12 protein-coding genes are annotated in these 13081 nt (G+C 45.9%); 1 reads left to right on the top strand and 11 read right to left on the bottom strand.

Annotated features, from left to right (window positions below):
• Window positions 1–58: 58 nt before the first annotated feature.
• The 11 genes from DFO72_RS16135 to DFO72_RS16085 all read right to left on the bottom strand — a co-directional run bounded on the left by DFO72_RS16135 (window position 59) and on the right by DFO72_RS16085 (window position 9330).
• On the bottom strand, window positions 59–511 hold the full coding sequence (locus tag DFO72_RS16135) for a hypothetical protein (protein ID WP_113882977.1): 453 nt from the start codon (window positions 509–511) through the stop codon (window positions 59–61).
• Window positions 504–1325 (bottom strand): DUF3100 domain-containing protein, encoded by an 822-nt coding sequence (locus tag DFO72_RS16130; protein WP_113882976.1) that lies wholly within the window; start codon window positions 1323–1325, stop codon window positions 504–506. The genes DFO72_RS16135 and DFO72_RS16130 overlap by 8 nt, the downstream gene beginning before the upstream one ends.
• 26 nt (window positions 1326–1351) lie before the next feature.
• Complete coding sequence (locus DFO72_RS16125; protein ID WP_113882975.1) at window positions 1352–2212, bottom strand: NAD(P)-dependent oxidoreductase; 861 nt, start codon at window positions 2210–2212, stop codon at window positions 1352–1354.
• 11 nt (window positions 2213–2223) lie between these two features.
• Window positions 2224–3720: an aldehyde dehydrogenase family protein gene (locus tag DFO72_RS16120; RefSeq protein WP_113882974.1), complete on the bottom strand. Its 1497-nt coding sequence runs from the start codon at window positions 3718–3720 to the stop codon at window positions 2224–2226.
• 108 nt (window positions 3721–3828) lie between these two features.
• Window positions 3829–5415, bottom strand: coding sequence for a helix-turn-helix domain-containing protein (locus DFO72_RS16115; RefSeq protein ID WP_113882973.1), 1587 nt, complete (start codon window positions 5413–5415; stop codon window positions 3829–3831).
• A 79-nt stretch (window positions 5416–5494) separates the two neighbouring features.
• The gene (locus tag DFO72_RS16110) at window positions 5495–5878 is read right to left on the bottom strand and encodes a MazG nucleotide pyrophosphohydrolase domain-containing protein (RefSeq protein ID WP_113882972.1); all 384 of its coding nucleotides are present in this window, start codon (window positions 5876–5878) and stop codon (window positions 5495–5497) included.
• Window positions 5879–5934: 56 nt separating this feature from the next.
• Window positions 5935–7140 (bottom strand): benzoate/H(+) symporter BenE family transporter, encoded by a 1206-nt coding sequence (locus DFO72_RS16105; protein ID WP_113882971.1) that lies wholly within the window; start codon window positions 7138–7140, stop codon window positions 5935–5937.
• A gap of 104 nt (window positions 7141–7244) precedes the next feature.
• Window positions 7245–8030 (bottom strand): STAS domain-containing protein, encoded by a 786-nt coding sequence (locus DFO72_RS16100; protein ID WP_113882970.1) that lies wholly within the window; start codon window positions 8028–8030, stop codon window positions 7245–7247.
• The gene (locus DFO72_RS16095) at window positions 8017–8661 is read right to left on the bottom strand and encodes a cobalamin B12-binding domain-containing protein (RefSeq protein WP_113882969.1); all 645 of its coding nucleotides are present in this window, start codon (window positions 8659–8661) and stop codon (window positions 8017–8019) included. The genes DFO72_RS16100 and DFO72_RS16095 overlap by 14 nt, the downstream gene beginning before the upstream one ends.
• Before the next feature lies 1 nt (window position 8662).
• Window positions 8663–9028 (bottom strand): hypothetical protein, encoded by a 366-nt coding sequence (locus DFO72_RS16090; protein WP_113882968.1) that lies wholly within the window; start codon window positions 9026–9028, stop codon window positions 8663–8665.
• Window positions 9025–9330 carry an antibiotic biosynthesis monooxygenase family protein gene (locus tag DFO72_RS16085; RefSeq protein ID WP_113882967.1) on the bottom strand — a complete coding sequence of 102 codons (306 nt, stop codon included), beginning with the start codon at window positions 9328–9330 and terminating at the stop codon, window positions 9025–9027. Before DFO72_RS16085 ends, DFO72_RS16090 begins: the two co-directional genes overlap by 4 nt.
• Before the next feature lie 461 nt (window positions 9331–9791).
• Between DFO72_RS16085 and DFO72_RS16080 the strand changes: the two genes are divergently transcribed.
• On the top strand, window positions 9792–12851 hold the full coding sequence (locus DFO72_RS16080; protein WP_113882966.1) for an efflux RND transporter permease subunit: 3060 nt from the start codon (window positions 9792–9794) through the stop codon (window positions 12849–12851).
• Window positions 12852–13081: the final 230 nt, after the last annotated feature.

Here is a 13081-nt window from a genome sequence, read left to right as displayed (position 1 = left end):
AAAATAACTGATGCAGAGCAAAAAGCCCGGCAGATATCCACCTGCCAGGCCAAAAACATCAAATAATCCCCTGCATACGTAAAATAATCTCAGCAATTACTGCAGATCCGATGAAAGTACCGAAGAACACAAAGACTGCAACAATAATGCTTCTCCATCCCAGCTTGGAAAAGTCAGCCCAGTTCTTTCCGATTGAGATGCCCGCATAAGCCAGAATTGGGGTAGCAAGAGCCAAAATATTGACCTGAGTGGTCCATTCGACAACATATTCAGATCCCGGTACTCCTGGAATGGAAACGATGATTCCGATAATACCGATATATCCGACGCTCGGGATATTGCCAGGCAGCACTTTTTCAAGAACCAGACCCAGCACACTGATGACAATTAAAACAAGCATGCCCGGAATGGCTGCAGACGGCAGGATATCGTAGCCTACCCAGTTGCCGATCAGCGCTGAAAGTCCGAATATACCTAAAATCAGGAACCACTCTGTTATATTTTTAAGCATGGATATCTCCCCCTTTGTCCGCAGCCTTTTTCTCTTTGCGTTTCATCATGATGCTGTACAGCTTTTCAGTGAGAGGCAATCCAATGAAAATACTGGCATACAGACCTGTTGAAAGAGAAAGCAGGTTACTGGCGCCTGCGAAGGCAACAATCTGCGCTTCCATTTCAGGGAAGGCAGCGACAAGCGATCCGCTGGCAGCCGCCATCATGCTGCCGCTTCCTACCCCTGATGCCATCGCAAAAGATAGCGGATGGAGCGGAGTAATGGTGGCCAGGAATCCGGAAATCAATCCCAGGAAGGCAGCACCAAACACAGTACCGAAAATATAAATAGCCATTACTCCTCTTCCTTCTGGCGAATCAAATCCGTATTTATTCATAATCAGCCCGACGTTCGGCTCCCGGCCAATCGAGTGGGTCATGCCAATGGCTTCTCTTTTAAAGCCAAGAAAAATGGCCACTGGCAGTGCTAATAAGATCGTACCCAAGTTACCAAGTTCCTGCAGCAATAATGATGGCCCCGCCGCAATGATTGCCTCGATTTGCGGCCCAATCGTTACGCCAATTTTCGCAATTAATAGAGTAACCCCGAGCACGATGAGGGGCTCTGCATTTTTAGCCTGTTTCTCCTTAATAAGCGGAGTGAAGTAAAGACCGAGCCCCAGGAAAAAAGCATAAAGCATAGGCAGCAGCAGAATCACCCCTGCGCCTACTTTAAAGCTGATCTGTCCAATCGCTTCTGTGGCCGCAACCAGAACTAGCACAACGGCATGCAAGCGCCAATCTTTTAAAATTTCTGTCTTTTCGTTTTTCATGTTTCCCCCCCTAGATTAAAAGATTACTAGATAGATCCGCACACGGCGGAAGAATCAAGCTTGCCCTTCCCTTGCTCCATTGCCTTTTCATAGATATCGCACACCAGCTGACCCAAAGGAGAATCTTCGCTATAAAATTCAGCTGTTTCTTTGTATAAGTGAATATCCTTATTCATGTGCTCCAGGCTGAACAGCACATTCTCGTATGTATGCTGAAGGATATTTTCACCGAATACGGTCAGGACGCGATTATGCGCAGACCCGCTTTGAATGACTTCTGACAGCTGAGATCGGCTGACACCTGCTTTCTCCCCCACTGCAAGGACCTCTCCCAGGCCTGCAGTCGTTAAAGCAACCAGCATATTATGGCACAGCTTTGCCACCTGGCCTGATCCTGAAGGACCGAGCAGAAAGATATCCTTTCCTATGCTCTCCAGGACCGGGCGAATGTCCGGCAAATATCTATCGTCTCCCCCAACCATTATGGTCAGCGTACCGGCATCAGCACCCTTTGGTCCCCCGCTTAACGGGCAGTCATAAAAATGGATGCCTTGCTCCTTTGCAGCCTGATTCAATTCCTGGGCTGTTTTTGGGTCAATAGTGCTCATATCCAGCACAAAACTATGAGGCTTTAAAGCAGAAAAGACTCCGCTTCCACCCATCATAACATCTCTCACAATACTTGGTCCAGGCAATGAAGAAATGACTAGATCCGCCTGTCTTGCTGCCTCAAATGGAGAAGGCTGGGGAATGGCCCCCAGCGCCTCGCATATCGCCAGTGCATCCTGACTTGGATCATAAGCATACACCTTATACCCGTTATTGATTAAATTTTTCACAAGGCCCTTTCCCATGGCCCCGCAGCCAATTACGCCTATGTTTTTCATCCTCTCCCTCCTTAAGGTTTAATATAAACGGTCTTAGTATCCAGCCAGAAATCCAATGCCGTGCTGCCCTGTTCACGCGGCCCGATGCTGGATGTTTTTTTGCCGCCAAACGGGAGCTGGTTTTCATAATGGTTGGATGGGATATTCACGTGCGTGACGCCTGTTTCAATTTTCCGGACAAAATCGAATGCCTTCTGAAGGTCATTCGTAAAAATGGCGGATGACAAGCCAAATTCCGTATCATTTGCAAGCTCAATCGCCTCTTCGTAAGAATCCACTTCCATCACTGCCACAACCGGCCCGAAAATCTCTTCTTGGGCGATTGTAAATTCCTTCGTAACTTTACTGAAAACAGTCGGAGCGACGAAATAGCCATTCGCCATATCGCCATCTGTCAGCTGCTTTCCTCCATATTCAAGCACCGCTCCTTCCTCGATGGCGCTATTTACATAATGGAGATACGTATTCAATTGATGCTTATTTGCAACCGCACCGTTGTCATATCCTTCCTTAACCCCATTGCCGACCTTTACTTGCTTCGCTTTTTCAACTAGCAGCTCAATGACCTTTCGGGAAATAGACCGGGGCACAATCACACGGCTGGTTCCCGTACAGCTTTGGCCGTTATTATAAAATCCGCTGATGACCACACTCTGGACAGCCTCTTCCAGATTGGCGTCCTCCAGAATGATCGTCGCATTCTTTCCGCCCATTTCAGCCTGCATTTTTCCGCCATGGGCTGTCACAAGCTTGCCAAAATGGATGCCCACATCAGAGGAGCCTGTAAACGAGACGGCCTTAATTTCCGGATTGGTTCCAAGCTCTTCTCCCACAACAGAGCCCGGGCCCGTGATCATATTCAGCACGCCAGCTGGCATTCCAGCCTTTTCAAACAGCTCTACTACCTTCACTGCGATTAGAGACGTGTCACTTGCAGCCTTATAGATGATCGTATTTCCCGCCAGCATGGAAGGCGCAATTTTATAAATGGCAATTCCGAGCGGAAAATTGAATGGCGTAACGACAGCCACCACTCCCAGCGGCTCCTGAATCGTGCAGGCAAAGGTTTTAGGGTCAATCGCAGGAACGGTTTCGCCTGAGATCCGGTTAGCCTCTCCGCTGAAGTGCTTCAGAGCCTGAACCGTAGCCTCCACTTCCTTTCGGGCTGCCTCGATCGTTTTGCCGACTTCCTTCGTAATGATTTCTGCTAATTCCTCTTTTTCCTGCTGGATGAGAAAGATCAGTTTAAAAAGGATGTCCCCACGGCTGATTGGAGATGTATTTTTCCATTTGGGAAAAGCCCTCTTTGCACTCTCGATTGCTTTTTGCACATCAATCTCATTCGACTTCTGAAAGTAACCCAGTACCCCATCTGTATTGGCTGGATTCACACTCGGATACGTCTCCCCTGTCACAGAAGGAACCCATTCCCCGCCAATATAATTGTAAAAAGTTTCTGCACCAGCATTGACGACCTCAGTTTTCTGGCTATTAACCTCTGTACTCATCTAATCTCTCCTTATCATATCAAGTTTAGGTTATTATAATATTTAGAATATTCTATGTACATGTGCCAACAGCCAAATAACTCTTCCTTTCTTTGTGACTAGCACCAATTAGGGGTTTAAAAAGTCAAAGACCTGGAATGCAAGGACCACTGTGATCCAATCTTCATTCCGGGAAAAATCCAGCTGCAGCTCGCTCTCGATTTTTTTCAGCCGGTAGGCAAGGGTATTGGGATGAATATGCATCACTTCTGCTGTTTGTTTATGACTTTGATTATGTTCCAGAAAGGCTTGCATCGTTTTTAGGTATTCAGGCTCCATTTTTAAAAGAGAACCTAATTTATCGGAGACAAATTTGTTCAGCAAGCTGCGATCGGTGTTGAGCCACAGTCTTTCAGCACCAAGCTCAGAATAAGTGATAAAGGTTTTGTGCTGATGGCTTTTTGCAAATGATAAGGCTTCGGCAGCTTCCTGGTAGGTATCTGTCATATCTGTTAAAGCAACCTCTCTGCCCAAACCAATGACAGCTCTGTTCACTTTTCTCTGAATATCATCAGCTAGACAATGGTCATACTTTTTCCGTCCATTCATCATGAGTGCTATGATTTGGTTTGATTTCGCAAAAACAATCGGAGTTTCACAGTATTTCATGGTGATCTGCTCGATCGCTCGGATGAGTTTTTCTTTTTGAAGGATGGAGGCTTCATCCCATAGAAAACCAGACTTGCAGTCCACCATCATACAGGCGATGCTGCTTTTCTCATTCAAGCGGAACTTTTCCAGAATCCTTGGATCCAGACGTCCGCCATTGATCAAATCATGAAAGGCCTCTTCCCTTAGATACATCTCTTTTTCAAAAAGCGTATTCTGCCTGACAAACTCCAGTGACAAAGCCGTTGAAGCATGCTCAAGAGCGGCCTTCTGGATATTCGTCAAACGTTCAACTGGCTCATCCAGAAGGAAATATCCGAAAAGTTCGTTGGAGTTTATGATCGGAAAAGAACTGGATGGATTTATTGGTGACTCTGCAAAGATGACTGGGAAGCCCAAAATGTGACTGATGGTCTCCAGGATATACGAAGTCCCCCTTCCCTCCAGCAGAATCTTCGTGAATTTCCGGTGGATATCAAGTGATTGGCTCAGTTCCTCATTTTTTCGCCTTACTTCTTCGTAAAGCTTCGAGTTCATGATGGCAATAGCCGCCTGGTCTGCCACCACCTCCAGCACTTGAAAGTCAGCTTCAGTAAACTGTACATCCTTGTCGAAGTTATCCACCACAAGTACACCGATGCAATTCTCCTTATAAACCAATGGGACAACGATGCCGCTCTTCACTTCACGCCGATAGACTCCATTAAAAAAATGCATATAATTTATCTCAGACATACGGCTCATATGCTCCCTGAACTCATGTCCTGACGCAATGACGCCCTTTTTAGTCAGAAATACCTGTCCCGTCAAGGATTCACCAGGCTCAAACTTCACCTGGCTCATAAAGCCTGTCTCCACCCCAACCCCGCTGGAAAAATGTAATAATCCATTTTCCTTTAACGTGTAAAGAATGGTCGTATCAGCATGGTCTACTAAATCAAAGGCAGCTTGTACGAGCCGCTTCAGAATCTCCTCCAGTTCAAGAGACTGGGTTAAACTGCGATTTATTTCCAGAAGGCTTGAGATTTTGTCCTGCATGATGGTCATGGCTGCTCTCCTTTCTAATGAGGCTTCCAGCTTGGTGAAGTTCTCAAAGTCATTACAATCTCTTATTGCTGCAAATTATCTATTTTTCTGCGAAACTCCCACCCTTATTCCTTCTTTTCCTGACTTCATCCATTTTCCCGTAAAAACTATCCTCCAGGTCAATACCAAAGAAGTTATAGAATTTAATCAGATAGGCCAGGCAGTCTGCGAGTTCTTTGCCAAGCTCTTCTTTTACCTGATCACTAGCTAATTGAAAGGCCAGTTCTTCATCCATTCCTTCTTTTGTATAATCGCTGACAAGGTTAAAGGCCTTGCGCAGCTCTTCAGCAACCTCTGCAACTTCGGTTGTCAGCAGCATATAGTTATTTAAAAGGGAATCGCGGCTCCTGGCATAATTCTCACCGCTGATTTCCCAGCCCATCTCTTTTTGATACTTTCTCATAAAGCATTGCAATTCATTCAATCTATTAACACCTCTTCTGATATATTCGAGAAATTCCGGGTGGTGCCAGTCACCATTTATCTTTCTATTGTCCGGGCAAATACCGCCCCGGCAAGGAGTCCCCAAACGGGTGCGCTGATATGGAGAAAGCTCACGCCTGATAAGGTGACAATGAAGGCAGCGAGCGCGCTTAGCCGGTAGCGGTTTTCGGAGAAGCCCATTTGCAGGCTGGAATGCAGGACGCCGATCAGGGCGAACCCAGCCAGCAATGAAATGAATGCCTGCGGAAGCGACTGGATAAAGGGCACGATTTTCCAGGCAAAAATGCCGAAGACGATCGTAATCGCGCCTGAAACAACAGCTCCCATATACCGCTTTTCCTTAGGCCCTGAATCCGGTCCGGCACAGATGGCGCTCATCATGCCGGCGATATTGGCACACTGGCCGCCAAAGAAGCTGGTGATTACGGAGAAGAAGCCGCTTGATGAGACAATTTTACGGATAGGCGGCTTGAAATCCTCACTTTCAAGGGCCCCGATTCCCGGTGCAGCGTCATTGCTCAGTATCAGCATCGCGAGCGGCAGGGCAATCGTCACAAGACCCATCCAGCTGAATTCCGGCACTTGAATAGATGGCAGGAAATAAGCAATCTCTTTAGCCGGATTTAAATCAGCTGTCAAATACAATATCGCAAAGGCAATTGCGACGGCCGCGAGCACGGGCGGGAACTTCTTCACATATCTCGTAAAAAGCAGAAAACTGATTAAAGCCGCTCCTCCGACAACAGGCATTTCCTGGATGGCCGGTACGAGCTTCACGACATAGCCGGCAACCAATCCGCCAAGCATGGAGGCGATGACTTCTTTCGGCACCCAGCCAATGATTTTTGTAAACAGCCCTGAAATGCCGACCAGAAAAATCAGTAGCCCTGACATCACATAACCGCCGATCAGTTCCGGATACGAATATTGCGCAGTCACAGTCGCCAAAAAGGCCGCTCCAGTAATCGAATGCCCTCCTGTGATGGGAATCCTATATAGAAGCGGCAAGAGGATGCTGTATACACCCCCGAAAAAATAAACCGCAAACATCCAGTTAATCGTCTGCTGATCAGTAAATCCCCCTGCTGAGGCAGCCTGTAAAATGATCAGAGCCGGCCCCGTCATAACCAGTGTGCTTGCAATGATTCCAGATGAAATGTTTTCTGCTGTCAGATCCTTTATAAACGAACCCTTCTGTACTTCTTGACTGTATCCGCTATGCCTTTCCTTCGGCAAACCCATTTTTCCTGCCCCCGAATTCCGATTATTTTACTTACTATCATGATTTTAAATGAGTTAATTGTCAAACTATTTCGCATTCGGAAGTTTTGACAAAAAAAGACCTCCTAAGAGGCCCCTAACTCATTCCGATTAAAGTAGACATTTAATACTTGCTTCAGGGATTGATCGATCTGCACCCATTCATCCAGCTTATAGTTATTCAGCATTTTTGCCAGGTTTGGCTTAATGCCAATCAATTTGATGATGCTGCCGGTCATGAAGTTCAGCGTTTTAATCAGCTGGGTGAATTTCTCAATTCCTTTTCCTTCAATTTCCCCAACCGCTGTCAGATCAAAGAGAATTTCTTCAAATTCGCCGGCAAAAACGGCTTTCAGACAGCTTTCGGAAATAACGTTTATTTTATCTGCTGTTATATCCCCAAATAAAGGAATCATGCACAGCGTTTCCGACAGCGGAATAAACGGCCCGGACAGCTGATTCAAGCGGATGAGCACCTGCTCAAGCTCTTCTTTTTTCTCCAGAAGTTCAAAGTCGGTAGAGGACAGGCGCTGCTGCAGCTGCATCAGCTTATCCATCAATCCTTCATTAGAGCTGTCTTTTGGCAGAAATAGCATATTGGCAAAATCCTCGCTGTCCCATTGAATATGGACCTCAAATAAAGATAGCGATGTTTCCCTGGTCTTCATATTCAGTTCCAGTTTTACAGGATCCAATCTGGGATCCCAGCTGTATTGAATCAGCTTTTCAATGCTTTCCTCATCAATGATTCCTTTTAAATGCTCCTCGCTCAGGTCAAAGTGTTCCCATGCTAAGGTGGAGTAGCTTACTAGTTTTCCGTTCCTGTCAGCTTTTAAAAACGCAAGCGGAAGCGGCTGATCAAAATATTGCATTTTGCTGTCCTCCCGCTTCATAGTTTTGCAGCCATTCCTTTGTTTCCGGCAAATCCCTTAGAATGACTGTATGATCGGAGCAATAAGGAAGCAGGTCATACTTCCCTGCTAAACGCCCGCCAAGAAGAACAGCCGGCTTATGCGGCAGTTTGGCAAATGCTTCGGCGTATTCCTTCAGCTTCGGCAGATGATAGACAATGCTGACCGATAGACCGATTACACTCGGCTTCCAGTCTTTTGCCGTTTTCAGCGCATATTCCAAAGGCAGGCTCGGGCCAAAATACTTCGTCTCCCAGCCGTGCTCTTCAAAAAGGCTGTTGACCATTTTCAGGCCAATATAATGCTGTTCCCCATCCAGGCAGAGAAACATGGCTTTTTGGCTTGATTGTCTTTTTTCCCGCTGGTAAGTGAGTTTTGACAGCACAAAATCACAGGTAGCTGTTGCCAAATGTTCGTCTGCGACTGTGATCTGATTTGTCTCCCATAGGTGGCCAATGTGCTGCATCGCAGGTGTAATCAGATTTTGAAAAACTTCAAGGCGCGATAGCTGCGGATGCTTTTGAATGTTCTCCCAAACTTTCGCAGAATTGCCTTCCAGCAGCAGTGAAGCGAGTGTTTCAGCCTGTTTCATCTTACACTCCTCCCTTCACTGGTTCACCTTTCAAAACAGCAATGGATTCTGCAAGATAAAGATTAAATTTCTCTGTCTTTTCAGCAGTATCTGTATCATCAGCCAGCACAGCCTGAATGATTTCGAAATTGTCGATCAGATGCTGGGTCTTCATCCCGTGCTTATTTAAAATGCCAGCAAGCCAAACGGCATAATCAGTGAAAAAAGCAGATTGGTTCAGCTCATACGCTGTCTCGAGATGCTTCATATGATGATGGTTATCTTCGCGGCACTTCTCTTTTCCTTGTTCGCCAAACCGCTCCAGCAGGAATGGCTCGCGTTCATAGATTACTTCGGTAACACGGTTTACGATCTTTTCAAAATTCACTTAGCCACCACCTTGTATTGCGAAACCTTTGGAACCACTGCAGCCAGTTCCTGATCAGGATACTTTTTCTCTAAATCATGGATTCTCTTAAAATCCTCACTGCGAACCCAATTTAAATAGTTTTCTTTTGTATCAAAGATGAGCTGCACCGTCAATTCGCCAGGGCGCTTATCATTCTGCAGCAGCAGAAAATCGATAAACCCCTCCGCCTGATCGACCGACCGCGAGCGATTTTTATATATGCTAATGACTTCCTCCGACTTTTCATCGGGTACGTCAAATGTTGAAAAGACTGTATACATGAACTCTCCTCCAATCTTGGGAGTTTTCTGTTTTTTTCAGTATAACATACTGATTGGGGTTGTCATTTTGGAAGGGTTATGGGCAATGGTTGAAGTTTTTTTGTTTGCTGGAGGAATAACTGCAGTTTCTATATGAATCTTTTTTGTCATTATTTTGGACGATTAACTGCCATTTTCTCTCTTCCCCCCACTTTTCGTCTTTAATTTCCATCCCCTCTCTCTAAGCCTTAAGACTGATACCAAGATATGTCTCTGGCTCGTTATGGCTCTTGTTAATCCCGGTTAAGATAGAATCTGTAAGAATTGTTAAGTTTTACCTGTAAACAAGATCATATTTTGGCGAATTAGGTCGGATGAATTATTGGAAAATTATTTAAAAATTAGTTATTTGTACCTAATTCCCTCTGTATAATTAGGTCTTGGGTGCAAATTTCCATTATTAGGGAGCAAGGAGAATGTTTATGAAATTACTAAAAATGATTGTGCAGAGAAAGATTTTGGTCGCCCTTATGACGGTGCTGATTTTGGCCATCGGCAGCTTTTCCATTATCGAATTAGATAAGGAGCTGATGCCGCCGGTAACGATGGATGGTGCTTATGTTGAGGTCAGTGCCGGTGAAATGGCAGCTATTGAAGTGGAACGATCGATCACCAACCCCCTGGAGCAGCAAATCAGGGGGATTGAGGGAGTGGACTCGGTTGTCTCCACATCCGCAATTGGACGGAGCTCACTTCAAATTACGTTTGAACAGGGCCGGGGCGATGAACTTTTTAAAGAAGTAGAAACGGCTGCAAACGCCGCTAAAGGCGAGAATGCCGCGATCACGGATGTCACGTCTGGGCAGTATGGGACCACGCAAAGCTATGAATTCTATATGGATGTATCCGGCGGCAGTATGGAGGAGATGACCACTTTTGCCAAAAAGGTCCTTGAACCGCGCCTGGAAGCATTGCCGGAAGTCCGCGACGTATCGCTTGCAGGGGTTCAGGAGCACGAGGTAATCATTGAATTGGACCGCAGCAAATTGGCAGAAAAAGGGGTGGATTCTGCAGCTGTGATGGGTGCGATTCAGCAGGTTAACAGCGAAGCCACACTGGGAGAACTCAGCAGTGATGCCAATTCTCCTTCCCTCCGCTGGAATACGAAGCTTGAAAATGTGGAGGATGTACAGAATATTAAAATCCCATCACAAAATGGATTTGTTGATTTGAAAGATGTTGCAGATGTTCAATTTCAGCCGATTAAAAGTTCATCGTTCGTCTGGAAGAATGGCACGAAGGATTTTATTTTTGTCCAGGTTGGCCGTGCTGCAGGTGCCACACAAATTGACATGGCAGCTGCGGTCCGCGATGAAGTGAAAAACATCCGCGAAGACGGACTGGTGAAAGGCTTTGAACTGAACGAAATGGTGGCACAGGCAGATTATGTACAGGAATCAATTGAAGGTGTGACCGGCAACATTTTAATCGGCGGCGTCATTGCCATTGCCATTCTGCTGTTATTTTTAAGGAATGTAAGGGCCACCTTTATCATCGGCCTGTCAATCCCCACTTCCATCCTGCTGACGTTTACGGCGATGTGGGTTTTTGATTACAGCTTTAATATCCTGACCCTGATTGGGCTTGGCCTTGGGATCGGGATGATGGTGGATTCTTCGATTGTTATCATTGAATCCATCTATCGAAAGAAAGAACAGGGACTTGGCAAGCTTGAGTCCGTTTTGGAAGGAACGAAAGAGGTTTCATCAGCAGTTATTGCTTCGATGCTCACTACAATCGTGGTATTCCTGCCAATCGGCCTTATTGGCGGCGATGTGGGCACATTCATGATCATGCTGTCTGCTGTTGTAGCCATTACACTCATAAGTTCGGTTATTGTCTCATTTACTTTAATCCCTTCGCTTTCAGAAAAATTGCTGAAGCTGCGCAAGCCGAAGAAGGAGCGCAAAGAAGGGCCGATTATGCACCTTTATAGCCGGATTGTGGCCTGGACCATCCGGAAAAAGCGTTACAGTTTTGCGGTCATAGCGATTTTCTTCCTGATGTTTGCCGGCTCATTAACACTTGTGACGAAAATTCCAATGACAATTATGCCCGATATGTTTAACCGCTACACAGAGCTGATGGTTGACCTGGAAACAGGTATTTCGATTGAAGATAAAGAAGACATCGCTCAGGGGATTAATCAGAAACTTCAATCAATTGAAGATGTAGAATCCAATTATGTCATGGACACCGGCGGAATGTTCTATGCGATCATCAATATGACAAAAGGAGATGACATAACAAGAGAGCAAAAAGATGTCAATGAAGATATAATGAAACAGCTTCGAAGCCTATCGGATTCCCTCCCGGTTAAAAATGTCCAGAGTGCAATGTCGGCTGGCAGCGGATCACCGGTCCAGGTGAATATTACAGGCGAAGATTTCGCAGATCTGCAGAAGCTTACCGGTGATTTTTCTGAGGAGCTCGAAAAGATTGACGGCATCGTCGGTGTGACCAACACGATGGAGCGCACTTCAGAGGAGCAGGTTGTTGTTTTAAAAGAAGAAGCAATTGAAACGGCAGGCTTAACCCAGCTGCAAATCAGGCAGTTTATTGAGCAGACATTCATGGAAATGCCTGTCGGGGAAATGGCCATGAATGAAGAAAATGTACCGCTTGCCTTGAAATGGGCTGAGAAAACTGATTCCAGGTCAGATCTGCTGGATTTAAAAGTTCCAACTGCCCAGGGCGAGAAAGCATTATCTTCCTTCATTGAATTCAAGAGTGTAGATTCACCTAATGATATTTCCCATCATGACGGGGAGCGCTTCATCTCCATTTCGGCTGATATTGAAGGCAAGGACCTTGGTGCCGTAAACCGGGATGTCCAAAAGCTGATCAATGATTTTGAAGCCCCTGCTGGCTATAGTGTGGCAGCTGCCGGGGATCTTGAACAGCAGCAGGAATTAATCATGGATATGGTGTTTGTTTTAGCGATTGCGATTTTCCTTGTGTATTTGGTGATGGCGGTCCAATTTAACCACCTTGGCCATCCGCTGATCGTCATGTCTGTCATACCGATGACCATCATCGGCGTCATTCTCGGTTTGTTCCTCACGCAGATGGAGCTTAGTGTAATGTCAGGAATGGGAATTGTCATGCTGATAGGGATTGTGCTCAATAATGCCATTCTGCTGATTGACCGTACGAATCAGCTCCGCCTGGAAGGATTCTCTGTTGAAGAGGCACTTCTGGAAGCAGGCAAAAACCGGATCCGGCCGATATTCATGACTACTCTTACTACGGTTGGCGGAATGCTGCCCCTTGCCCTGGCATCGGGAACTTCCGGCAACTATCAGGCGCCGATGGCAATGGTCATAATTTCTGGCCTGCTGTTTGCGACCTTTATCACACTGCTGCTGATCCCGGCAGTTTACCGATTGTTCACCACATCCAGCCTCCGTTTTGGCTGGATGAAGAAAAAGCAAAAAAAGAAAAGCAGTGATGCTAAAGTGATTCCGGAGACGGTTAAGTAACATAGTTCCGCCCTCTCAAAAACCGAGGGGGCTTTTGCGGATTTTCAAGCACTATGGACAAGGGCTCTTTCCTTCTGTTTTTTCCTTCATATATTAGTAGGAGAGAAAGGAGTGAATCCCATGTGCCAATATTGTGTTGAAGAATATTACTACAAGAAAGTCTGCTGCAAAAAGAAGGACAAACATGAACATCACGGCTGCAGGAAATGCACGAGTGATTTTAAACCTCA

It is taken from the genome of Cytobacillus oceanisediminis, from assembly GCF_004366035.1.
Lineage (GTDB): Bacteria > Bacillota > Bacilli > Bacillales > Cytobacillaceae > Cytobacillus > Cytobacillus oceanisediminis_C.
Note: the sequence above shows the minus strand (reverse complement) of the source record. Positions and strands in the feature narration are given on the sequence as shown.